At 58.0% G+C, this 23,651-nt stretch carries 22 protein-coding genes and 1 pseudogene; 10 read left to right on the top strand and 13 right to left on the bottom strand.

Annotation, left to right across the window (positions count from 1 at the left end; translation table 11 throughout):
* The first annotated feature begins 174 nt into the window (after window positions 1–174).
* The 5 genes from cysZ to crr all read left to right on the top strand — a co-directional run bounded on the left by cysZ (window position 175) and on the right by crr (window position 5,093).
* Window positions 175–936 carry a sulfate transporter CysZ gene (cysZ, locus tag HCK03_RS06845; protein WP_115192147.1) on the top strand — a complete coding sequence of 254 codons (762 nt, stop codon included), beginning with the start codon at window positions 175–177 and terminating at the stop codon, window positions 934–936.
* Between the two features lie 222 nt (window positions 937–1,158).
* Complete coding sequence (cysK, locus tag HCK03_RS06840; RefSeq protein WP_041146648.1) at window positions 1,159–2,130, top strand: cysteine synthase A; 972 nt, start codon at window positions 1,159–1,161, stop codon at window positions 2,128–2,130.
* A gap of 381 nt (window positions 2,131–2,511) precedes the next feature.
* Complete coding sequence (gene ptsH, locus HCK03_RS06835) at window positions 2,512–2,769, top strand: phosphocarrier protein Hpr (RefSeq protein WP_000487600.1); 258 nt, start codon at window positions 2,512–2,514, stop codon at window positions 2,767–2,769.
* Between the two features lie 44 nt (window positions 2,770–2,813).
* Window positions 2,814–4,541: a phosphoenolpyruvate-protein phosphotransferase PtsI gene (gene ptsI, locus HCK03_RS06830; protein ID WP_041146649.1), complete on the top strand. Its 1,728-nt coding sequence runs from the start codon at window positions 2,814–2,816 to the stop codon at window positions 4,539–4,541.
* 42 nt (window positions 4,542–4,583) lie between these two features.
* Window positions 4,584–5,093, top strand: coding sequence for a PTS glucose transporter subunit IIA (gene crr, locus HCK03_RS06825; RefSeq protein WP_041146650.1), 510 nt, complete (start codon window positions 4,584–4,586; stop codon window positions 5,091–5,093).
* Between the two features lie 68 nt (window positions 5,094–5,161).
* Here the strand turns inward: crr and pdxK are convergent, their stop codons facing one another.
* On the bottom strand, window positions 5,162–6,025 hold the full coding sequence (gene pdxK, locus HCK03_RS06820) for a pyridoxine/pyridoxal/pyridoxamine kinase (protein WP_167691306.1): 864 nt from the start codon (window positions 6,023–6,025) through the stop codon (window positions 5,162–5,164).
* Window positions 6,026–6,107: 82 nt separating this feature from the next.
* Here pdxK and ptsJ point away from each other — a divergent pair, with 82 nt between their 5' ends.
* Both ptsJ and HCK03_RS06810 read left to right on the top strand, forming a co-directional pair.
* Complete coding sequence (ptsJ, locus tag HCK03_RS06815; RefSeq protein ID WP_041146652.1) at window positions 6,108–7,439, top strand: MocR-like B6 salvage transcription factor PtsJ; 1,332 nt, start codon at window positions 6,108–6,110, stop codon at window positions 7,437–7,439.
* Entirely contained in the window at window positions 7,421–7,822 is a 402-nt protein-coding gene (locus tag HCK03_RS06810) for a YybH family protein (RefSeq protein WP_123710298.1), read from the top strand. The genes ptsJ and HCK03_RS06810 overlap by 19 nt, the downstream gene beginning before the upstream one ends.
* On the opposite strand, the gene cysM is transcribed toward HCK03_RS06810, so the two are convergent.
* From cysM to HCK03_RS06765, 9 genes are all read right to left on the bottom strand, one after another.
* Entirely contained in the window at window positions 7,819–8,730 is a 912-nt protein-coding gene (cysM, locus tag HCK03_RS06805) for a cysteine synthase CysM (RefSeq protein ID WP_115192144.1), read from the bottom strand. The genes HCK03_RS06810 and cysM overlap by 4 nt on opposite strands.
* 127 nt (window positions 8,731–8,857) lie before the next feature.
* Entirely contained in the window at window positions 8,858–9,952 is a 1,095-nt protein-coding gene (gene cysA, locus HCK03_RS06800; protein WP_076947705.1) for a sulfate/thiosulfate ABC transporter ATP-binding protein CysA, read from the bottom strand.
* Window positions 9,942–10,817, bottom strand: coding sequence for a sulfate/thiosulfate ABC transporter permease CysW (cysW, locus tag HCK03_RS06795; RefSeq protein WP_041146656.1), 876 nt, complete (start codon window positions 10,815–10,817; stop codon window positions 9,942–9,944). Before cysW ends, cysA begins: the two co-directional genes overlap by 11 nt.
* Window positions 10,817–11,650, bottom strand: a complete 834-nt coding sequence (cysT, locus tag HCK03_RS06790) for a sulfate/thiosulfate ABC transporter permease CysT (protein ID WP_041146657.1) — start codon at window positions 11,648–11,650, stop codon at window positions 10,817–10,819. Before cysT ends, cysW begins: the two co-directional genes overlap by 1 nt.
* Window positions 11,650–12,666 carry a sulfate ABC transporter substrate-binding protein gene (locus tag HCK03_RS06785; protein ID WP_041146658.1) on the bottom strand — a complete coding sequence of 339 codons (1,017 nt, stop codon included), beginning with the start codon at window positions 12,664–12,666 and terminating at the stop codon, window positions 11,650–11,652. The genes cysT and HCK03_RS06785 overlap by 1 nt, the downstream gene beginning before the upstream one ends.
* Window positions 12,667–12,875: 209 nt before the next feature.
* Entirely contained in the window at window positions 12,876–13,775 is a 900-nt protein-coding gene (locus HCK03_RS06780) for a Dyp-type peroxidase (RefSeq protein WP_041146659.1), read from the bottom strand.
* Window positions 13,776–13,869: 94 nt separating this feature from the next.
* Complete coding sequence (locus HCK03_RS06775) at window positions 13,870–14,445, bottom strand: RpoE-regulated lipoprotein (protein WP_041146660.1); 576 nt, start codon at window positions 14,443–14,445, stop codon at window positions 13,870–13,872.
* Window positions 14,446–14,506: 61 nt separating this feature from the next.
* On the bottom strand, window positions 14,507–14,956 hold the full coding sequence (locus HCK03_RS06770; RefSeq protein WP_123551808.1) for a DUF2919 domain-containing protein: 450 nt from the start codon (window positions 14,954–14,956) through the stop codon (window positions 14,507–14,509).
* Window positions 14,943–15,368: a GNAT family acetyltransferase gene (locus HCK03_RS06765; protein ID WP_041146662.1), complete on the bottom strand. Its 426-nt coding sequence runs from the start codon at window positions 15,366–15,368 to the stop codon at window positions 14,943–14,945. Before HCK03_RS06765 ends, HCK03_RS06770 begins: the two co-directional genes overlap by 14 nt.
* A gap of 211 nt (window positions 15,369–15,579) precedes the next feature.
* On the opposite strand from HCK03_RS06765, the gene amiA reads away from it, so the two are divergent.
* Both amiA and hemF read left to right on the top strand, forming a co-directional pair.
* Window positions 15,580–16,455, top strand: a complete 876-nt coding sequence (amiA, locus tag HCK03_RS06760; RefSeq protein WP_041146663.1) for an N-acetylmuramoyl-L-alanine amidase AmiA — start codon at window positions 15,580–15,582, stop codon at window positions 16,453–16,455.
* Window positions 16,452–17,351, top strand: coding sequence for an oxygen-dependent coproporphyrinogen oxidase (gene hemF, locus HCK03_RS06755; RefSeq protein WP_167691305.1), 900 nt, complete (start codon window positions 16,452–16,454; stop codon window positions 17,349–17,351). Before amiA ends, hemF begins: the two co-directional genes overlap by 4 nt.
* 31 nt (window positions 17,352–17,382) lie before the next feature.
* On the opposite strand, the gene maeB is transcribed toward hemF, so the two are convergent.
* Window positions 17,383–19,662, bottom strand: coding sequence for an NADP-dependent oxaloacetate-decarboxylating malate dehydrogenase (gene maeB / locus HCK03_RS06750; protein WP_041146665.1), 2,280 nt, complete (start codon window positions 19,660–19,662; stop codon window positions 17,383–17,385).
* 288 nt (window positions 19,663–19,950) lie between these two features.
* Between maeB and tkt the strand changes: the two genes are divergently transcribed.
* Complete coding sequence (gene tkt, locus HCK03_RS06745) at window positions 19,951–21,945, top strand: transketolase (RefSeq protein ID WP_167691304.1); 1,995 nt, start codon at window positions 19,951–19,953, stop codon at window positions 21,943–21,945.
* On the opposite strand, the gene HCK03_RS06740 is transcribed toward tkt, so the two are convergent.
* Both HCK03_RS06740 and nudK read right to left on the bottom strand, forming a co-directional pair.
* Window positions 21,935–22,981 carry a DUF1176 domain-containing protein gene (locus HCK03_RS06740; protein WP_134527238.1) on the bottom strand — a complete coding sequence of 349 codons (1,047 nt, stop codon included), beginning with the start codon at window positions 22,979–22,981 and terminating at the stop codon, window positions 21,935–21,937. The two genes, tkt and HCK03_RS06740, sit on opposite strands and share 11 nt — an antisense overlap.
* A gap of 66 nt (window positions 22,982–23,047) precedes the next feature.
* Window positions 23,048–23,645, bottom strand: a pseudogene (gene nudK / locus HCK03_RS06735) (GDP-mannose pyrophosphatase NudK).
* Window positions 23,646–23,651: the final 6 nt, after the last annotated feature.

Here is a 23,651-nt window from a genome sequence, read left to right as displayed (position 1 = left end):
GTATTTGTCGATTACGCCGAGTGCAAGTGGGTCTACCGCTTTCACTACATAAAGATGAACTAAATCGTGCTTTTTGCTGCTTTTTCGAACATTTCCTAACTGGTTATTGTCTGACAACCCGATAAAATAAGCGGGCATTCAGCCTGAATGCCAAAAAAGGAGCATCGCCTGACCATGGTTTCAACATCCACCACTTCCCCGCGTAGCGGCGTTTACTATTTTTCGCAGGGCTGGAAACTGATCGGGCTGCCGGGAATTCGTCGTTTCGTATTTCTGCCTTTATTAGTCAATATTATTCTGATGGGTGGCGCCTTCTGGTGGCTGTTCACGCGCCTTGATAGCTGGATCCCCTCGCTGATGAGCCACGTGCCGGAATGGCTGAACTGGCTCAACTATCTGCTGTGGCCGGTCATGGTCATCTCGATTCTGCTGGTCTTCGGCTACTTTTTCTCCACCATTGCCAACTGGATTGCCGCCCCGTTTAGCGGCCTGCTGGCGGAGCAGCTGGAGGCGCGCCTAACCGGCGCCACGCCACCCGACGTCGGCGTATTCGGCATCATGAAAGACGTTCCGCGCATCATGAAGCGTGAGTGGCAAAAGTTTTCCTGGTATCTGCCGCGCGCCATCATTCTGCTGATCCTGTACTTCATTCCAGGCATCGGCCAGACCGTGGCGCCGGTGCTGTGGTTCCTGTTCAGCGCGTGGATGCTGGCCATTCAGTACTGCGACTACCCGTTTGATAACCACAAGGTACCGTTTAAGACCATGCGTGAGGCGCTGCGTACGCGCAAAGTCACCAACATGCAGTTTGGCGCGCTGACCAGCCTGTTCACCATGATCCCGGTCCTCAACCTCGTTATCCTGCCGGTGGCCATTTGCGGCGCAACGGCGATGTGGGTCGACTGCTATCGCGATAAACATGCGATGTGGAAATAGGCCCTGACGGATGAGCCTGGCCTATGGATGGGCCAAAAATCGCGACTTCGCGGCCCCTCACTTTCAGCGTTACCGGGCGACGGCTTATGCCGCGCCTTATTCCTTCTGGCTTGCCATTATTTCCCTTACGAATATAGATATGCTAAATCCTTACTTCCGCATATTCTTTAAGCGGGTATGCTGAAGCCGTACTCCCAAATTTCATACAGTTAAGGACGGGCCATGAGTAAGATTTTTGAAGATAACTCCCTGACTATCGGTCATACGCCGCTAGTCCGACTGAACCGAATCGGTAACGGACGCATCCTGGCAAAGGTTGAATCTCGCAACCCGAGCTTTAGCGTTAAATGCCGTATCGGTGCCAATATGATTTGGGATGCTGAAAAACGCGGAGTATTGAAAGCAGGCGTTGAGCTGGTAGAACCGACCAGCGGCAACACCGGTATCGCCCTCGCCTACGTCGCCGCAGCCCGCGGCTACAAGCTGACGCTGACCATGCCGGAAACTATGAGCATCGAACGCCGTAAGCTGCTGAAAGCGCTGGGTGCCAACCTGGTACTGACCGAAGGCGCGAAAGGCATGAAAGGGGCGATTCAAAAAGCCGAAGAAATCGTTGCCAGCAACCCGGAAAAATATCTGCTGCTGCAGCAGTTCAGCAACCCGGCAAACCCGGAAATCCATGAAAAGACCACTGGCCCGGAAATCTGGGAAGATACCGATGGTCAGGTTGACGTCTTTATCTCCGGCGTCGGCACCGGCGGTACGCTGACCGGCGTAAGTCGCTACATTAAAGGCACCAAGGGCAAAAAAGATCTGATTACCGTTGCCGTTGAGCCGACCGATTCACCGGTGATCGCTCAGGCGCTGGCAGGCCAGGAGCTCAAGCCAGGCCCGCACAAAATTCAGGGGATCGGCGCCGGCTTTATTCCAGGCAACCTCGATCTGAAGCTGGTCGATAAAGTCGTGGCCATCACCAACGAAGAGGCTATCTCAACCGCCCGTCGCCTGATGGATGAAGAGGGTATCCTTGCCGGTATCTCCTCCGGCGCCGCCGTCGCCGCCGCGCTTAAGCTGCAGGAAGATGAGGCCTTTACCAATAAGAATATAGTGGTTATCCTACCTTCTTCTGGTGAGCGTTATTTAAGCACAGCCCTGTTTGCCGATCTCTTCACCGAGAAAGAACTGCAACAGTGATGCCAGCTTGTAAGTATCGTGTAAAAAAGCACCTTTTTAGGTGCTTTTTTGTGGCATACGTCAAAGTTTTACCCCTCCTGGCATTGATTCACCGCGTAGGGTCTGGTATTTAACCAGCACATTTATTTTGATGCGCGAAATTATTCAGAATTGGATTTCCATAAGCTGAATCGATTTTATGATTTGGTTCAAGTCTTCCTTTCGCGGCATAATGTTTAATGACGTGCCAGACGTCAACGGCCAGATGGTCCTCACAGCGATTCACCGCTGCCGACACCTTAGCCAGACACGTAACGCCGGCGCTAACAATACAGGCTAAAGCCTGGCCGTTAGGCTAGACTTTAGGTCCACAACACTAAACCTATAAGTTGGGGAAATATAATGTTCCAGCAAGAAGTTACCATTACCGCTCCGAACGGTCTGCACACCCGCCCTGCTGCTCAGTTTGTTAAAGAAGCTAAAGGCTTTACTTCTGAGATCACTGTTACCTCCAACGGCAAAAGCGCCAGCGCCAAAAGCCTGTTCAAACTGCAAACTCTGGGTCTGACTCAGGGTACCGTAGTCACCATCTCCGCTGAAGGCGAAGATGAGCAGAAAGCAGTTGAGCATCTGGTAAAACTGATGGCTGAACTCGAATAAGTTCACGGGTTCTTTTTAATATCAGTCACAAGTAAGGTAGGGTTATGATTTCAGGCATTTTAGCATCCCCGGGTATCGCTTTCGGTAAGGCTCTCCTGCTGAAAGAAGACGAAATTGTCATCGACCGGAAGAAAATTTCTGCCGATAAGGTTGAGCAGGAAATTGAACGTTTCCTGAGTGGCCGCACCAAGGCCTCCGCCCAGCTGGAGGTCATCAAAACCAAAGCTGGTGAAACTTTCGGTGAAGAAAAAGAAGCCATCTTCGAAGGGCACATCATGCTGCTGGAAGATGAGGAGCTTGAGCAGGAAATCATAGCCCTGATTAAAGATAAGCACATGACTGCCGACGCGGCAGCTAATGAAATTATCGAAGGTCAGGCTATCGCTCTGGAAGAGCTGGATGATGAATACCTGAAAGAGCGTGCGGCTGACGTACGCGATATTGGTAAGCGCCTGCTGCGTAACATCCTCGGCCTGGCTATCATCGATCTGAGCGCGATTCAGGATGAAGTCATTCTGGTTGCCGCCGATCTTACCCCGTCAGAAACTGCACAGCTGAACCTGAACAAGGTGCTGGGCTTTATCACCGACGCGGGCGGCCGTACTTCCCACACCTCCATCATGGCGCGCTCCCTTGAGCTGCCGGCAATTGTCGGCACCGGTAGCGTAACCACGCAGGTGAAAAACGGCGACTATCTGGTTCTTGACGCGGTCAACAACCAAGTGCTGGTTAACCCAAGCAACGAACAAATTGAAGAGCTGCGCGATCTGCAGGCTCAGGTCGCTGAAGAGAAAGCCGAGCTGGCGAAGCTGAAAGATCTGCCGGCCATCACGCTCGACGGCCATCAGGTTGAAGTGTGCGCCAACATCGGTACCGTTCGCGATATCGACGGTGCTGAACGTAACGGCGCGGAAGGCGTAGGCCTGTACCGTACCGAATTCCTGTTCATGGACCGCGACGCGCTGCCGACTGAAGAAGAACAGTTCGCCGCCTACAAAGCGGTAGCTGAAGCGTGCGGCTCTCAGGCCGTTATCGTGCGCACCATGGATATCGGTGGCGATAAAGAGCTGCCGTACATGAACTTCCCGAAAGAAGAGAACCCGTTCCTCGGCTGGCGTGCCGTGCGTATCGCAATGGATCGTAAAGAGATCCTGCGTGACCAGGTTCGCGCCATCCTGCGTGCTTCTGCTTTCGGTAAGCTGCGCATCATGTTCCCGATGATCATCTCTGTTGAAGAAGTGCGTGCGCTGAAGAAAGAGATTGAAATCTATAAGCAGGAACTGCGTGACGAAGGTAAAGCATTTGACGAAACAATCGAAGTTGGCGTGATGGTTGAAACACCGGCCGCCGCCACGATTGCCCGTCACTTAGCGAAGGAAGTTGATTTCTTTAGTATCGGAACCAATGATTTAACGCAGTATACTCTGGCAGTTGACCGTGGTAATGATATGATTTCACATCTTTACCAGCCAATGTCACCATCCGTCCTGACGCTGATTAAGCAAGTTATTGATGCTTCTCACGCTGAAGGCAAATGGACCGGCATGTGTGGTGAGCTTGCGGGCGATGAACGTGCTACACTTCTGTTGCTGGGTATGGGGCTGGACGAATTCTCTATGAGCGCCATTTCCATCCCGCGCATCAAGAAGATTATTCGTAACACGAACTTCGAAGATGCGAAAGTATTAGCAGAGCAGGCTCTTGCTCAACCGACAACGGACGAGTTAATGACGCTGGTTAACAAGTTCATTGAAGAAAAAACAATCTGCTAATCCATAAGATGCGCGGCCCAAATTACTGCTTAGGAGAAGATCATGGGTTTGTTCGATAAATTGAAATCTCTGGTTTCTGATGACAAAAAAGACACCGGAACTATTGAGATTATTGCTCCGCTCTCTGGCGAGATCGTTAACATCGAAGACGTGCCGGATGTGGTTTTTGCAGAAAAAATTGTGGGTGATGGCATCGCCATCAAGCCTACCGGCAACAAAATGGTTGCGCCGGTAGACGGCACCATCGGTAAAATCTTTGAAACCAACCATGCGTTCTCTATCGAATCCGATAGCGGCATCGAGCTGTTCGTTCACTTCGGTATTGATACCGTTGAGCTGAAAGGCGAAGGCTTCAAGCGTATTGCTGAAGAAGGCCAGCGCGTGAAAATCGGTGACCCGGTTATCGAATTTGACCTGCCGCTGCTGGAAGAGAAAGCCAAGTCTACCCTGACTCCGGTTGTTATCTCCAACATGGACGAGATCAAAGAGCTGATCAAACTGTCCGGTAGCGTGACCGTGGGTGAAACTCCGGTTATTCGCATCAAGAAGTAATTCTTGCCGCAGAAAAATGGCGCCTTCTGGCGCCATTTTTTTTATCTCCGCATCGCCGAATCCGGCCGTTACCCTCTTCTCAACGCTGGCAGGATCAGCTCATCGCTACCGTGCTCTGCGGTCCAGGTCATCACCGCCAGCACCCGCTGCGCCGCTGCGCGCGTCGCGTCACCTAACGCCTGTCCGCTCACTAAACCGCTGATCAGCTCAGCGCAGAAAAGGTCGCCCGTTCCCTTCAGATCCGTTTCTACCCGCGGATGGATAACCACCTCCACCGACTCTGCCGTCACTACCAGCACATTCATGGTGGCGCTATCGAGGCCCGGCGCGCTGGTGATAACCACCCATTTCAGCGTTTCGGACAGCAGGCTACGCGCGGCGCTCACCGCCTCCTGCTGGCTGCGGCAGGACATACCGCTGAGCGTTTCCAGCTCAAAGAGGTTAGGCGTGATCCCCTGGGCCAGCGGCAGCAGGTGGCGACGATAGGCCTCCGGGATTTCGGCCTTAACGTAAATGCCGCTGTCAACGTCGCCGATCACCGGATCGACCAGAATACACAGCTCAGGGTGGCTATCGCGGATCCGCATCAGCCACTGCGCCAGACGCTCAATCTGCACCGCGCTCCCCATATAGCCCGCGGTAACCGCCCGCAGCTCGCGTAGCGCATCGCGCTCTTCCAGCGCGCGCAGATAGCCCACAAACCACTCTTCAGGGATCACCCCGCCGTAGTAGGTATCGTAGTGCGGCGTATTGCTGAACAGCACCGTCGGTACCGCCATGACCCGCAGGCCGTGCTGTTCGATTGCCGGCACCGCGATGCTGTTGCCCACGCTGCCGTAAACGACCTGCGACTGCACGGCAACGATATCGACCTGCAGCGCCGGGCTTTTGTCATTGAAGAGCACCGATTGTATTTCGTCTTGCTGGCCCATCCCGTCTCCTCCCGCTGGACAGCGGGTTATACCCTGATTATTATTCGTCTTATGCTAAAATTCATTTTGTCATAGGTCAATAATGTTCGCCGGAAAAACCGCCAATGATATCTTCGATAACATCCGTCATCTGGTGCAGAGCGGAACGTTACAACCCGGCGACATGCTGCCTCCGGTTCGCGAGCTGGCTACCAGACTCGCCGTTAACCGCAATACCGTCGCCGCGGCCTATAAGCGCCTCGTGACCTCCGGCCTGGCCGTAAGCCAGGGGCGCAACGGTACGGCAATCAGAGCCCCCGGCGCGCCAATGGTGCTCGAAGGCAGCGCCCAGGGCTCTGCGCTGAACGATATTTCCGGCGGCAACCCCGACCCACGGCGTCTTCCCGACCTCACCCGCTACCTCCCGGGCCTCAGCCCGGCTCCGCGCCTGTACGGCAGCGCCGCCGTCGACCCGAAGCTGGCCCGCTGGGCGCACGACTGGGTGCAAAAAGACGTGAGCGCTGAGAGCGAAATCAATCTCACCAGCGGCGCGATTGACGCCCTGGAGCGGCTCCTGTGCGCGCTGCTGCTGCCCGGCGATCGGGTGGTGGTGGAAGACCCCTGCTTTCTCAGCAGCATCAACATGCTGCGCTATGCCGGTTTTAACGCCTGTCCGGTGCCGGTCGATAGCGAAGGCATGCAGCCTGCCGCGCTGGAGGAGGCGTTACGCCAGGGCGCCCGGGCGGTAATTATCACCCCGCGCGCGCACAATCCCACCGGCTGCAGCCTGAGCGAGGCGCGGGCCGCGGCGATCCGCGAAATCCTGGCCCGCTACCCGCAGGTGCTGGTCATTCTCGACGACCATTTTGCGCTGCTCTCATCCACGCCGTGGCACTCTCCTCTGCCCGAGGAGACCCGGCGCTGGGCGCTGATCCGCTCGATGTCAAAGGCCCTGGGACCCGACTTGCGGCTGGCGGTTGTCGCCAGCGATCCCACCACCTCAGCGGCGCTGAGGCTGCGCCTCAACTCCGGTAGCCAGTGGGTCAGCCATCTGCTGCAGGATTTGGCGCTGGCCTGTCTGAATGATAGCGTCTTTACCGCCTCCCTGGCGCAAACCCGCCGCGCCTACCGCCAGCGTAATGAAAGGCTGGCCAGCGCCCTTACCCGCCGCGGTATCGATAACCCCGGCCCCGGCGATGGCCTGAACTTTTGGCTTCCGCTGTCGGCGCCGAGCCAGCCGCTTGCGCTGCGCCTGGCCCGCGCCGGTTGGCTGGTGCGCGAAGGCGAGCCCTTTGGCATTCGCGCGCCGTCGTATGGATTGCGGCTCTCGCTCGCCGCCCTCACTTCTGATGAGATTGACCGGCTGGCCGGGGATCTCCATCACGCGCTCTTCCCACACAAACCGGAGTCAATATCATGTCAAACCCGCAGCTAAAAGCGGCCATCGAAGCCTGCGACCGGGCTATCTCGCAGGAAGACTACGCCACCTTAATGGCCTACTACGCGGAAGACGCAGTACTGGTCGTTAAGCCGGGCATGGTGGTCAGGGGCAAAGAGAATATCCGCAAGGCTTTCGTCGCGATTGCCGACTATTTTCAGCATCGGCTGGTCGTCACCCAGGGAAAAATGGAGATTATTGAAGGCGCGGGAAATGCGCTGGTGATAATGGAAACGCGGCTGGATATCCCCACCGCGGAGGGCGGTTCAACGCAGGTCACGCGCCGCGCGACCTACGTTTTTCAGCTGCAGAACGATCGCTGGCTCTGCAGCGTTGATAACTCCTACGGCACCGATCTGCTGGACCAGCCGCCGGTTTAAATACCCGCGCCCTGGGCAAAGTGCTCTTCGCCAAACACGCCGGTAGAGAGATAGCGATCGCCGCGATCGCAGACGATCGCCACCACTACCGCCCCGGGATTTTCCCGGGCAATACGCAGCGCGCCGGCTACCGCACCGCCGGAGCTTACGCCGCAAAAAATACCTTCCCGGGTAGCCAGCATGCGCATGGTGTTTTCCGCATCCTGCTGATGAATATCCATCACCACGTCCACCAGCGAGGCGTTAAAAATGCCCGGCATATACTCTGCCGGCCAGCGGCGGATGCCCGGGATGCTGCTCCCCTCCTCCGGCTGCAGGCCGACAATGCTCACCGGCTTATGCTGTTCGCGCAGGAAGCGTGAAACGCCGGTAATCGTACCGGTCGTCCCCATGCTGGAGACAAAATGGCTGATGCGCCCATCGGTCTGCTGCCAAATTTCCGGCCCGGTGGTGGTGTAGTGCGCGTAGGGATTATCGGGATTATTGAACTGATCCAGCAGCGTACCTTCGCCACGCTGCGCCATCTCGGCGGCGAGGTCGCGCGCGCCTTCCATTCCCTGCTCTTTGGTGACCAAAATCAGCTCGGCGCCGTATGCCCGCATGGCGGCACGGCGCTCCTGGCTCATATTATCGGGCATCAGCAGCTTCATCTGATAGCCTTTCAGCGCCGCAATCATCGCCAGCGCGATGCCGGTATTGCCGCTGGTTGCTTCAATCAGCACGTCGCCGGGGGCGATTTCGCCACGTTTTTCCGCCTCAACGATCATCGAAAGCGCGGCGCGGTCCTTAACGGAACCCGCCGGGTTATTGCCTTCCAGTTTGACCCAGATTTCGCTGCCGTTGTCCGGCCCCAGGCGCTGCAACTTAACCAGAGGAGTATTGCCGATGGTTTGTTCTAATGTATTCACGGTTTTTACCCAATAAAAAGGCCGGGGTCTGAGTTTACCCGGCCTGCAAACGTCCCCGGATGGCGTTGCATCCGGGCTACCTCATCCCTGCCGTCGCCTGAACGACGATAAACTGAGGGTTAAGCTATCAGGCAGATTCTGCCAGAGCAAGCTCCTCGCGCGGCTCGATGCGCTCTTTGCCGTTATACAGGCGCGCGTTTTGCAAGCCGACAAACAGGCGTTCGCCGCGATACGGCGCGTCGTTGCCGGGCAGGACCACTGTCAGCGGCTCGTCATACCACCCGAGCGGCTGCACGACTAATTGGGTGTAGTGGCCTTTCGGGCTGGCTTCCAGCACCTGTACCGGCAGCGGTGAATCAAGGCTGGTACGGCGGCTGATATCGACCTCCCACGGACGCAGGAACAGATCGACCGGCCCCTGATACGCTGGGGTATAGCCCAACGGCCAGCGGTGTGCGCCAACGTGGAACTGGCCGCCGCGGATGGTCCCCTTCAGGCGGTTAACTTCGCCCATAAACTCCAGCACGAAGCGGGTAGAAGGCTCGCGCCAGACCCGTTCCGGGGCGTCGGCCTGCTCAATGCTGCCCTGGCTCATGACCACCACGCGATCGGCGACTTCCATCGCCTCTTCCTGATCGTGGGTCACAAACACGCTGGTAAACTTGAGCTCCTCATGCAGCTGACGCAGCCAGCGGCGGAGCTCTTTACGCACCTGGGCATCCAGCGCGCCGAAGGGCTCATCAAGCAGCAGAATCTGTGGCTCAACGGCCAGCGCGCGCGCAAGGGCCACGCGCTGTTTCTGACCGCCGGAGAGCTGCGCCGGATAGCGATCGGCAAGATGCGCCAGCTGCACCATTTCCAGCAGCTTCGTCACCTTGGCCTTGATCCCGGCGGCGTTCGGCCGTTCGCGGCGCGGCAGCACCGTCAGGCCAAAGGCGATATTGTCGAATACCGTCATATGGCGGAACAGCGCGTAGTGCTGGAACACAAAGCCCACTTTACGATCGCGGGCGTGCACGCGGCTCACGTCGGTGCCGTGAAAGCGAATATGGCCGCTGGACTGATTCTCCAGGCCGGCAATGATGCGCAGCAGCGTCGTTTTCCCGGAGCCTGACGGCCCCAGCAGCGCCACCATCTGTCCGGAAGGGATATCCAGCGAGATATCATTCAGCACCTGGGTGCGACCAAAAGATTTCTTAATATTGGCAATCTCAATGCTCATGATTTCCCTCCAGCTGCGCGCGTTTTTCCTGATTGGCCAAACGCCATTGCACAAAACTTTTCAAAAACAGGGTCAAAATAGCCATTAACGTCAGCAGGGCTGCGGCGGTAAATGAACCCACGGAATTGTAATCCTGCTCCAGCAGCTCAATTTGCAGCGGCAGCGATAACGTCTCGCCGCGAATTGACCCGGAGACCACCGACACCGCGCCGAACTCGCCGATGGCGCGCGCGTTGGTCAGCACCACGCCGTACAGCAGCGCCCAGCGAATATTGGGCAGCGTGACCCGACGGAACATCTGCCAGCCCGATGCGCCGAGCAGAATCGCCGCCTCATCTTCGTTGCTGCCCTGGCTCATCATCACCGGCACCAGCTCGCGCACCACAAACGGACAGGTCACGAAGATCGTTGCCAGCACCATGCCCGGCCAGGCAAACATAATTTGCAGGTTATGCTCATCCAGCCAGCCGCCAAGCGGGCCGTTAGAGCCGTAAAACAGCAGATAGACCAGCCCCGCCACTACCGGCGAAACGGCAAAAGGGATATCCAGCAGCGTCAGCAGAAGCTGGCGGCCGGGGAAGGTAAAGCGCGTCACCAGCCAGGCCAGCAGCGTACCGAATACCAGGTTCACCGGGACCGTAATCAGCGCAATCATCACCGTCAGCCAGATCGCGTGCAGCATATCCGGGTCGGCGAGGTTTTGCAGGACCGGCATCAGGCCTTTACTAAAGGCCTGAACGAAGATGTAAACCATCGGCACGATAAGAATGAAGGCGGAAACCAGCATCCCGGTACCAATCAGAAACCATTTCCCCCAGTTGATGCGGGGCGTGTCGTAACGCTTCAATTGAGTAACTTCCGCCATTAGTGACCTACCACACGTCGACCAAAGCGACTTTGCAGGGTGTTGATGGAATACAGCAGCAGCAGCGAGGCGGCCAGGATCACCGAGGCGATTGCGCTCGCCGCCGGGTAGTCAAACTCCTGCAGACGCACAAAAATCATCAGCGAGGTGACTTCCGTCTTCCACGCGATATTTCCGGCGATAAAGATAACCGCCCCGAACTCACCCAGGCTGCGGGTAAATGACAGGGCAACGCCGGCCAGCAGCGCCGGAGAGAGCTCAGGAAGCACGACTTTACGGAAGCTCTGCAGACGCGTGGCGCCCAGCGTTTCCGCGGCCTCTTCGTATTCAGGGCCCAGCTCTTCCAGCACCGGCTGAACGGTACGCACCACGAACGGGATGCTGGTAAAAGCCATCGCCACCGCAATACCCAGCCAGGTATAGGTGACCTTGATATCAAACTTCGCCAGCCACTCGCCGTAAAAGCCGTTGACCGAAAACAGCGACGCCAGGGTCAGGCCCGCTACCGCCGTCGGCAGCGCAAAGGGCAGATCGATCAGCGCATCGAGCAGCGTGCGGCCAGGAAAACGGTAGCGCGTCAGGATCCACGCCATCAGCAGGCCAAACACGCCGTTAAAAATAGAGGCCACAAAGGCCGACAGCAGCGTCACCTTATACGCGGCAACCACCTGCGGGTTGGTAACAACATCCCAGTACTGTCCCCAGCTCATCTGCGCCAGCTGCATCACCAGCGCGCTCAGAGGAAGCAGCAGAATTAAACAGACAAACAGCAGGCTGGTGCCGAGGCTCAGGGTAAAGCCCGGCAGCACGCGCTTAGAGGCAACAGCAAACATTACTTACGCCCCGCCGCCAATAGTTTGTCCAGCTCACCGCCGCTGGCAAAATGCGTTTTCATGACCTGCGGCCAGGAGCCAAACTTGTCCTCAACGCGGAACAGTTCGGTCTGCGGGAATTTATCCTTCAGCGTTTCCATCACCTGCGGGTTATTCACGCGGTAGTAGTAGTCGGTGATGATCGTCTGCGCCTGCGGGCTGTAGAGCCAGTTCAGGTAGGCTTTTGCCGCCTTCTCCGTACCGTTGGCCTTGACGTTTTTATCCACCCACGCCACCGGGAATTCGGCAAGAACGTTGGTTTTCGGTACCACCACCTCAAACCCCTGCGCTTCATACTGCTTGCGGATGTTGTTCACTTCCGATTCGAAGCTAATCAGCACATCGCCCAGTCCGCGCTCCGCGAAGGTGGTGGTCGCGCCGCGGCCGCCGGTATCAAACACTTCGACATTTTTCAGGAACTGGGTCATGAACTGCTCGGTTTTGGCTTTATCGCCGCCGTCGGCTTTATCCGCTGCGCCCCATGCGGCTAAATAGGTGTAGCGCGCGTTGCCCGATGTTTTCGGGTTCGGGAAGATAAGCTTCACGTCGGAACGGACGAGATCGTTCCAGTCATGGATATTTTTCGGATTCCCTTTGCGCACCAGGAAGCCCATCGTGGAGTAGAACGGCGAGCTGTTGTTCGGCAGGCGGCTCTGCCAGTCGGCCGGGATCAGGTTGCCTTTGTCATGCAGGACCTGCACGTCGGTCACCTGGTTATAGGTCACCACGTCGGCTTTTAAGCCCTGCAGGATCGCCAGCGCCTGCTTTGACGAGCCGGCGTGGGACTGCTTAATCGTCAGCTTATCGCCGGCGTTATCTTTCGCCCACTGCTGTTCAAACGGCGGGTTAAGGGCGGCAAACAGCTCGCGCGAAACATCGTAGGAACTGTTCAGCAATTCAGTCGCCTGAGCCTGCGCAACCAGCAGCACAGAAGCAGCCAGCGCCAGGTATCCTTTGTTCAGTGATTTAACGGCCATTGCGCACCCTTATAAGATTGATGACTTTCATATGGTCATAATATTTATAACGAGTACCAAAGGAGTAACGGTTTTATATACCGTTTGGCGATTTGGAAGTAGAAAAGAGAATAAGGGGTTTGAAAATCGCGGCCGGCGGCAGAGTTAGAGAGGGGCGAGTGCGGATAGCAGCCCTCCCCGCCGGGGAGAGGGCGATGGCGCAGAAAGACCTACAGCGCCAGAATACGATCTACGGACGGCGCGAAGTAATAGCCGCCGGTTACCGGTTTGGTAAAGCGCAGCATGGCGTCGCGCTTGCCGTCGGTATCACCAAACATGCTCAGCAGCTGCTGTTCAATGTTGTAGATACGGGCGCAGTAGGCGCAGAAATAGAGGCCGTGCGTGCCGCTGGCGGTACCGTACGGCAGGCTCTGGCGCACAATCTTCAGCCCTTTGCCGTCCTCTTTCAGGTCAACGCGGCTAAGATGCGAGGTCTCCGGGCGATCGTCGCCGTCAATCTCTTCATTGGCCTCTTTGGTCCGGCCAATCATCATCTCCTGATCCGGAACGCTCATGCGGTTTAGCTGCTTGAGGTTGTGCTCCCAGCGCTGAACAAAGACGTAGCTCCCGCCCGCATCGACGCCATCTTTGATAATGGCGACATCACGGCGCGTCTCTTCGCCGGCCGGGTTTTCGGTACCGTCGACAAAGCCGCTGAGGTCACGCTCTTCGATCCAGCGGAAGCCGTGGACTTCCTCTTTGACCTCAACGATGCCGCCAAACGCTGCCATCGCCGCCTGGGCGACGGAGAAGTTCACTTCATGACGAGCGGACAGGATATGAATCAGCAGATCGTACTGAGTCGATGGCGCCAGGCCTTTTCCGTAAACGGGAAACTCTTTTAGCTCTTCGGCACCCACGCCGCCGCTCAGCTCGCGCCAGACGTTATTGCCAAAGGCAATGGCCGCCCCCAGCTGCGCGTCCGGGTATTTAGCCTGAAAGGTGGCTAACTTATCGATAAAGTTTTTGCTGGCTTCACGCAGGGCGTTAACGTCCCCTTTTACATTGGCTTCAATCCAAATCGCCGCACGGCAATGTTCCGGCAAAATGCCGCTCTGAACCTGAGACATCGCTCCTCCTGAAATGAGACAACCACAACGCTGTGGCGCTTAAACGCGTCTATTGTACGCGTTTTTTGCCGCCGTCGTGTCTCTCCAGATCAAATTAGCGGCGCCAGGTGATTTTACCGATTTTCCAGTTTTTCAGCGTATCGTCTGAAGGCATCAGCTCTTCCGGGCCGCTCCAGTGGCCGGTGAAGGCGTAGCTGATATGCTGGCTGCCCTGCGCCTGACACTCGACCACCGCGCCGTTGTCGCTGCTGGCCTTCTGACAGTTGCCGAACGCTTTGCTGTACAGCTCGCTGAACGGAGTCCCTACCTGCACGCCGCTCTCGGTTTTGATTTCGCTGTCGCGCACGTCGATGCGGCTGATGGTGCCGTTCTCGCCGTTAATCGTCATCACCACCTTGTCGTCCTTCAGCGCCTCAAAGTAGCGTACGATATTGCCGTTGGCGGTTTTCATGCCGCTGCGCAGGCGGTAGCCGCCGCCGAGCGCGTCGCTGATGGCCTGTTCATTTAGCGGCGTGGCGGCCGTCAGATTACCCACCCCCTGCTCGGTGACCTCCATGGAGGAACCAAACCAGTTCCACGGCAGCGCCCCGGACCAGTTGACCGCGCTCATCGTCGAGCAGCCGGTTAACGCCAGCGGGAGCGCGCAAAGAAGTAAACGTAGCGATTTCATGAGATCGTCCTTTCCTGTTAATTTGACGCCTGTTGGAGTGCGAGATCGGCAAAAAGTGCCGTTAAACCTGCTCTTCCTGGAAACAGGCTCTCAGCCGACGGCTGCTCAGCAGCCACCACAGCGCATAAATATCCGCCACCAGCAGGCCGATGGTCAGGGCTGAAGGCGACTCGCCGCCCAGCCACAGCAGCGGCTGCCAGATAAGCAGCAGCGTCTGAGAGAGCACCAGCAGCCAGCGTATCAGCGGCCAGAAGCGGGGAAAGCGCTGCCGCTGGCCGCTGACGATAAACGCCAGCACCGCCGGTATTCCGGGCAGCAGCCCAAGCCAGAAGTTGTCATGATCGGGGTAGAACAGATTCAGCAGAACATCGCCCTGCTGCCGCGACGCCCCGGCCATAATAAACAGCACCCAGGTTCGCGCCTGCAGCAGCAGGACGCACCAGAAGAGGAACGGCAGCCTTAGCCGGCCGTGCGCATCAAAATCAGCGGGGATGAACTCAGTATTCTTCATCTTCAATCAAACGCTTACCCAGGCTGAGCACGTCCGCATATTCGTAGCCAAGCCGTTCATACATGCCCTGCACGACCTCGTTATCTTCGCGGATCATGATATTAATTTTTGGGCAGCCGCGGGCGGTGAGCTTTTTTTCCAGCCGGTTAAGCAGCGCGTTGGCGATTCCGCGTCCGCGATACTCCGGATGAACGCCGAGATAGTAGGCCGAACCGCGATGACCGTCGTAGCCGCCCATCACCGTGCCAACGACCTCACCGTTAACCTCGGCAACCAGAAACAGGCTGACATCGTGATTAACCTTACGCTCGATATCCATTTCCGGGTCATTCCACGGGCGCAGAAGCTCGCAGCGCTCCCAGAGAGTTATCACCTCTTCAAAATCCTGCTGGCGAAAAACGCGTATCTCCATGGTATTCCCCATCTTTTAGGCATAAAAAAAGTGATTATGGCGTGATTATGCCCGATAGCCAATATCAGGCGAAATTAACCTCAAAAAATGACATAATATGACCTTGTCACGTATTGAAATGAAAAGTAAAACAATTCTTATTACGAAAGGTCGTAACGGAAAACACGATACGATATAACATTGGGTACCACTTGTTTGTAATTCAGGCCGAATGAGCACTTTTAAACCATTAAAAATACTTGCTTCGCGCCGCCAGGTGCTGAAAGCCGGGCTGGCTGCCGTAACCCTTAGCGGGATTGCCTCGCAGGCCAGCGCAAAAGAACAGCCGTTGACGACTTCCAATGGGCACAGTAAGCCGGCCGCCAAAAAAGCGGGCGCGAAGCGCGTCGTGATGCTCGACCCGGGACACGGCGGTATTGATACCGGCGCTATCGGCCATAACGGCTCCAAAGAGAAACACGTCGTGCTGGCGATTGCCAAAACCGTGCGCAGCATTCTGCGCAGTAACGGCATCGACGCGCGCCTGACGCGCACCGGCGATACCTTTATTCCGCTGTACGACCGCGTGGAAATTGCCCATCAGCACGGTGCGGATCTGTTTATGTCTATTCACGCCGACGGCTTTACTAACCCCAGCGCCGCCGGGGCGTCCGTGTTTGCCCTCTCCAACCGCGGCGCCAGTAGCGCGATGGCGAAATACCTCTCCGATCGCGAAAACCGCGCCGATGAGGTGGCGGGCAAAAAAACCACCGCGAAAGACCATCTGTTACAGCAGGTGCTGTTCGATCTGGTCCAGACGGACACCATCAAAAACAGCCTGACGCTGGGCTCGCATATTCTGAAAAATATTAAGCCGGTGCATAAGCTGCACAGCCGCAACACCGAACAGGCGGCCTTCGTCGTGCTGAAGTCGCCGTCGATTCCATCGGTGCTGGTTGAAACCTCATTTATTACCAATCCGGGCGAGGAAAAGCTGTTAGGTACCACCGCGTTTCGGCAGAAAATCGCCAGCGCCATTGCCTCCGGCATCATCAGCTACTTCCACTGGTTCGATAATCAAAAAGCCCACTCAAAGAGACGTAAATGAAGCCCGACGTGCAACAGGTTAAACGCTATCTCCTCCAGCTGCAGGACGCTATCTGCCAGCAGCTAAGCGCCCTCGACGGTCAGCCGTTTATCGAAGATAGCTGGCAGCGCGAAGGCGGAGGCGGCGGGCGAAGCCGGGTGCTGCGTGAAGGCACTATCTTTGAGCAGGCCGGGGTCAACTTTTCTCACGTTCACGGCGACGCCATGCCGGCTTCGGCCACGGCTCATCGCCCGGAGCTGGCCGGCCGTAGCTTTGAAGCGCTGGGCGTTTCGCTGGTGGTTCACCCGCGCAGTCCCTACGTGCCGACCAGCCACGCCAACGTGCGCTTTTTCATCGCCGAAAAGCCCGGCGCGGAGCCGGTGTGGTGGTTTGGCGGCGGTTTCGATCTAACCCCCTACTACGGTTTTGAAGAGGACGCTCGCCACTGGCACCGCACCGCGCACGACCTGTGCCAGCCGTTTGGCGAAGCGGTCTATCCGCGCTACAAAAAGTGGTGCGATGACTACTTCTTCCTCAGGCACCGCAACGAGCAGCGCGGCATTGGTGGCCTGTTCTTTGACGATTTAAATACCCCGGACTTTGACCACTGCTTCAGCTTTATGCAGGCGGTGGGCAACGGCTACACCGATGCTTATCTGCCGATCGTTGAGCGGCGCAAAGCGATGCCGTACGGCGAGCGGGAGCGTCAGTTTCAGCTTTACCGCCGCGGGCGCTACGTTGAGTTCAACCTGGTATGGGATCGCGGGACGCTGTTTGGCCTGCAGACCGGCGGACGCACGGAGTCGATTCTGATGTCGATGCCGCCGCTGGTGCGTTGGGAGTATGACTACCAGCCGCAGGAAGGCAGCCCTGAGGCTGCCCTGAGCGACTTTATCAAAGTCAAAGAGTGGATTTAAACCCAGCCCCGGTCATCCGGGGCTGCGTTCATTACAGCGGCTGAGTTTGCGCTTCCACTACCGCCAGCGCCACCATATTGACAATGCGGCGAACGGAGGCAATCGGCGTCAGAATATGCACCGGTTTTGCCACCCCCATCAGCACCGGCCCAACGGTCACCCCTTCCGAGCTCGAGACCCGCAGCAGGTTGTAGCTAATGCGCGCGGCTTCCATATTCGGCATCACCAGAATGTTGGCCGCCCCTTTCAGCGGGCTGTCCGGCATCCGATCGTGACGAATACTTTCGACCAGCGCGGCGTCGCCGTGCATTTCGCCGTCGATCATCAGATCCGGCGCGCTCGCCTTCACCAGCTCCAGGGTCTTGCGCATTTTGCTCGCTGACGGGCAGTTGGCGGAGCCGAAGTTAGAGTGCGACAGCAGCGCAACGCGCGGCTCGATACCGAAGCGGCGCACGCTCTCCGCCGCCATCAGGGCGATTTCGGCCAGCTGCTCCGGCGTCGGGTCATGGTTGACGTAGGTATCGGCAATGAAGGTGTTACCGCTCGGCAGCAGCAGCGCGTTCATCGCCCCCGCCGTGCTCACGCCGTCACGATAGCCAAACAGCGGCTGAACCACGGCGTAGTGCTCATGGTAATCACCGATGGTGCCGCAGATCATCGCATCCGCCTCGCCGCGATGGACCATGATCGCGCCAATCACCGTGGTATTGCTGATAACCGCCCGCTGCGCCTGCTCCTGGGTAATGCCGCTGCGTTTCATCAGCTGGTAGTATTCGCTCCAGTACTCTTTAAAGCGCGGATCGGATTCATTGTTGACGATCTCAAAATCAACCCCGGCTTTAATCTGCAGGCCCAGCTTCTGAATGCGCATTTCGATAACGCTCGGGCGCCCCACCAGAATCGGCTTCGCCAGCCCCAGAGAGACCAGCTCCTGAGTCGCGTGCAGGACCCGCGTCTCCTCCCCTTCTGCCAGCACCACGCGCTTCGGCTCTTTGCGCGCCTGGGAGAAAATCGGCTTCATAAACAGGTTGGTTTTGTAAACGAACTCGCTGAGTTTCTCGATGTAGGCATCAAAGTCTTCAATCGGGCGCGTCGCCACGCCGGAGTCCATCGCCGCCTTCGCCACCGCCGGCGCGATCTTCACGATCAGCCGCGGATCGAACGGTTTCGGAATAATGTATTCCGGCCCGAAGCTCAGATCCTGATCGCCGTAGGCGGAGGCCACCACTTCGCTCTGCTCGGCGTGCGCCAGTTCAGCAATCGCGTGCACTGCCGCCAGCTTCATCTCTTCGTTAATCGCCGTGGCGCCAACGTCCAGCGCCCCGCGGAAGATGAACGGGAAGCACAGCACGTTGTTAACCTGGTTCGGATAGTCAGAGCGGCCGGTACAGATAATCGCGTCTTCGCGGACCTGCTTCGCCAGCGGCGGCAGGATTTCCGGTTCCGGGTTAGCCAGCGCGAGGATCAGCGGCGCGCGGGCCATTTTTTTCACCATCTCCGGCGTCAGCACTTTCGGGCCGGAGCAGCCGAGGAAAATATCCGCCCCGTCGATCACGTCGTCGAGGGTGCGTTTACCGTCGTCGTCCACCGCGTAGGCCGCTTTGGTCTCCGCCATGTTTGGCTCACGCTCTTTATAAATCACGCCCTTGGAGTCGCAGACCACAATGTTGTGTTTCTGCATGCCCAGCACCACCAGCAGGTTCATACAGGCGATAGCCGCGGCACCCGCTCCGGAAACCACCATCCGCACGTCGGAGAGGTTTTTCTCAACCACCCGCAGGCCGTTAAGAATGGCGGCGGTGCTGATAATGGCCGTGCCGTGCTGATCGTCATGGAATACCGGGATATTCATGCGCTCGCGCAGCTTCTGCTCGATGTAGAAACACTCGGGCGCCTTGATATCTTCCAGGTTGATGCCGCCAAAGGTTGGCTCCAGCGCGGCCACCACGTTGATAAATTTATCCGGGTCCAGCTCATCAACTTCAATATCAAACACGTCAATGCCGGCGAACTTCTTAAATAAAACGCCCTTACCTTCCATCACCGGCTTACCGGCGAGCGCGCCGATATTGCCGAGACCGAGCACCGCGGTACCGTTGGAGACGACCGCAACCAGGTTGCCGCGCGCGGTGTATTTATAGGCGGCCAGCGGGTCTTTTTCGATCTCCAGGCAAGGCGCTGCTACGCCCGGCGAGTAGGCCAGCGCGAGGTCGCGCTGCGTCGCGAGGGGTTTGGTCGGCACGACCTGAATTTTTCCAGGGACTGGAAATTCATGGAAGTCGAGGGCGCTTTGTTTCAACTGCTCATCCATTTTATTGTTCCTTTCACGTATCGATCGTAGGGGGTGACGGGCAATGTCTATCCTGATGTCCACCCAAGGTGGGGCATAGTATCTCGCCTGACGGCTTTCCAAACTTTGAACACCGCCAAACTCTCGCCATCACAAAGGTATATTTGTTATCGATTTATAACATTTTTGTAACCTAGTTTCGCAGGCAATGATAGCCCTGTCTGCTATGCTTTTTAGTTATTCACCCTAAAACTTCCGCTACCATTCATCACAAAAAACTCATGCAACATATTGTTTCAGGAGTACATTATGTCCCGAAGAGAACTTGCCAACGCGATTCGCGCCCTTAGCATGGACGCAGTTCAGAAAGCCAATTCCGGCCATCCCGGCGCCCCGATGGGCATGGCGGATATCGCCGAAGTCCTGTGGAATGATTTCCTCCAGCACAACCCGGAGAACCCGCACTGGTACGATCGCGACCGCTTTGTGCTGTCCAACGGCCACGCCTCGATGCTGCTCTACAGCCTGCTGCATCTGACCGGCTACGACCTGCCGATGGAAGAGCTCAAAAACTTCCGCCAGCTGCACTCTAAAACCCCCGGCCACCCGGAGCACGGCTACACCCCAGGCGTAGAGACCACCACCGGCCCGCTCGGTCAGGGGCTGGCGAACGCGGTCGGGATGGCGATTGCGGAACGGACGCTGGCGGCGCAGTTCAACCGCCCGGGACATGAGATAGTCGATCACCACACCTGGGTTTTCATGGGCGACGGCTGCCTGATGGAGGGGGTTTCGCACGAGGCCAGCTCGCTGGCGGGCACCCTGGGGCTGGGTAAGCTTATCGGCTTCTATGACCATAACGGCATCTCTATCGACGGTCACGTTGAGGGCTGGTTCACCGACGATACCGCCGAACGCTTCAGGGCCTATCGCTGGCACGTGATCGGCGATATCGACGGCCACGACCCGCAGGCGATTGAGCAGGCAATTCGCGAGGCGCAAAGCGTCAAAGATAAGCCGTCGCTGATTATCTGCCGCACCGTCATCGGCTTCGGCTCTCCCAATAAAGCCGGCTCCGAAGAGGCGCACGGCGCGGCGCTCGGGGAAAAAGAGGTCGCCTTAGCCCGCGAGAAACTGGGCTGGAAATATCCGCCGTTCGAGATCCCAAAAGAGATTTATCAAAAGTGGGATGCCCGGCCGCGCGGTGAAAAAGCCGAACACGCGTGGAACGAGCAATTCGCCGCCTATCGTCAGGCATACCCTGAGCTGGCGGACGAACTTACGCGGCGGATGAACGGCGATCTGCCTGAAAGCTGGAGCGAGATCGTCCGCGGCTATATCGCGAAGCTGCAGGCCAGCCCGGAAAAAATTGCCAGCCGCAAAGCTTCGCAGAATGCGCTTAACGCCTACGGGCCCGCGCTGCCGGAACTGCTCGGCGGCTCGGCGGATCTGGCGCCCAGCAACCTGACCATCTGGTCGGGCTCGACCTCTATTAAGGACGATCCTGCCGGCAACTATATCCACTACGGCGTCCGCGAGTTTGGCATGACCGCCATCGCCAACGGCATTGCCCTGCACGGCGGATTCATTCCCTACACCTCAACCTTCCTGATGTTCGTGGAGTACGCCCGCAACGCCGCGCGTATGGCCGCGCTGATGAAGGCCAGGCAAATCATGGTTTACACCCATGACTCCATTGGTCTGGGGGAAGATGGCCCCACCCACCAGGCGGTTGAGCAGCTGGCCAGCCTGCGGCTGACGCCCAACTTCAGCACCTGGCGCCCCTGCGATCAGGTAGAAACCGCGGTCGCCTGGCGGGCGGCCATCGAGCGGCAGACCGGCCCGACCGCGCTGATCCTGTCGCGCCAGAACCTGGCGCAGATGGCGCGCACGCCGCAGCAGGTGGACGATATTGCGCGCGGCGGCTACGTGCTGAAAGATGCCGGAGGCAAGCCGGATCTGATCCTGATAGCCACCGGCTCGGAGGTAGAGATCACCGCCCTGGCGGCGGAGAAGCTGCTGGCGAAAGGGGTCAATGTGCGGGTGGTATCGCTGCCGTCAACCGACGTGTTTGATGCCCAGGATGAGGCATACCGGGAATCCGTGCTGCCGTCTGACGTCAGCGCCCGCATTGCCGTTGAGGCCGGGATTGCCGACTACTGGTATAAATACGTCGGCCTGAAGGGGGCCATTGTCGGCATGAGAAGCTACGGTGAATCGGCGACGGCGGAAAAGCTGTTCCCGTTCTTTGGCTTTACCGTCGAAAATATCGTCAGCACCGCCGAAGGGCTGCTTAACGGGTGATCCACAGCGTAGGCCAGGCATCTGGCCTCTGCCAGTTATCGCACTGCGGCTGCTGAGCAAAGCGCACCAGGCTAAACCGCTGGCCGTCATACCGCCAGCGGGTCTGGGTGCCGCAATCCCCCGGGGCGCGCCCCTTCTCAAGGGTGACCAGCTCGTGGCGCTGCTCGTCGATGCTGGCATTCATCAGCTCAATTTCACGTCCTGCGCCGCCGGGCGGCTGGAAAGGCAGGGTCAGGCGCAGCGGATGCGCGACGTACGGCTGCTGGCGCGAAACCAGCCACGCCAGCCATACGGTGTTGTAGGCCCCCGCTTCGCAGCTGAACATCAGCAATACCTTCTCATCTGTCAGCGCGGTAATCCGCACTTCCCGCAGGGAGGGATCCAGCGAGCAGGCGCTGTTGCTCATGCGCTCGTTGCCATAGTCCATCAGGTCATTCAGCTCATCGCGGCTCAGCGGCGATTGCGATACGTCGACTTTCGCCACCGTGCGCAGCGCCGGCGCCGGCGGGACGCTGAGCGGCGGCTCTTCGCCTTTGCCAATCCACGCCGTTTCGCTGCCGACCCGCTTCTGGCGGCTGTCGATAAACAGCAGCGCCGCCTTCAGGCCCTGCAGCGAAATGGTCTGCAGGCCATCCACCAGGCTTATCGCCTGCCCTTCCTGCACCTGCTGGAGAAAAGCGTCGATGGTGGCGCTATCGCCGGTTTTGAGCAGCTTATCGGCAACCTGCCAGCGCTTATCCACCAGCGCCAGAGGTTTACCGTCCAACAGCAGACGAGGACCGATCGGCGCCAGCGCCGCGACCGGGTTGCCGACCCCGCCCAGCTCAATGCGCAGGCTGGCATCGGTTGCCGCGCCGGCGCTGCGGCTGAGGGTCATCACCAGACCATAGTGCAGCCCGACGTTGCGGGTTACGCAAAAGTTTTGATTATTACAGGTCACCAGCCAGTCGCTGAACGTCTGCTGCACCGGCGCCGCCCACGCCAGCGAGGCGGGGAACAGACCGAAAAGCAGAACCAAGATAAGCCGATAAAACATGCGTGGTACAACCCCGGAAGCTAGCGCGAAAAACAGCCGCTATCTTCGCCAGCACCGGGGGTTTACTCAATCGGATTTATCAGATATCCCCGGCCATCAGCCCCGAAGCCTGGAGATACTGCAGGAGGATAACCGCTTTCCCGTCGCGGATCTCGCCGCCGGCCACCATCGCAAGCGCCTGGCTGAATGGCAGCTCCAGGACCTCAATCTCCTCATCATCCACCCCGCCGCCGCCGTTTTTGCGCTGGGCATCGCTGTATTCGGCGATAAAGAAGTGGATAAGCTCGGTGACGCCGCCGGGAGACATATACAGTTCGAACAGCTTGCGCACCTCGCCCACCTCGTAGCCGGTCTCCTCGATCGCCTCTTTGCGAATGCAGGCTTCCGGCTCGTCGTTGTCCAGCAGCCCGGCGCAGGTCTCAATGAGCATGCCGTCTTCGTTACCGTTCACCCAGGTGGCGACGCGGAACTGGCGCACCAGCACCACGCTCTGCTTACGCCGGTTGTAGAGCAGAACCGTTGCGCCGTTGCCGCGATCGTAAACCTCGCGCTTGTGGCGCACCACGCTGCCGTCGCCGCGCGTCAGCTCGTAGGTCATGTTGCGCAAAACGAACCAGTTTTCAGAGAGGATTTTATCTTTAATGACGTTGATATTGAGTGGCATACGGCC

Source organism: Klebsiella terrigena, from assembly GCF_012029655.1.
GTDB lineage: Bacteria > Pseudomonadota > Gammaproteobacteria > Enterobacterales > Enterobacteriaceae > Klebsiella > Klebsiella terrigena.
Note: the sequence above shows the minus strand (reverse complement) of the source record. Positions and strands in the feature narration are given on the sequence as shown.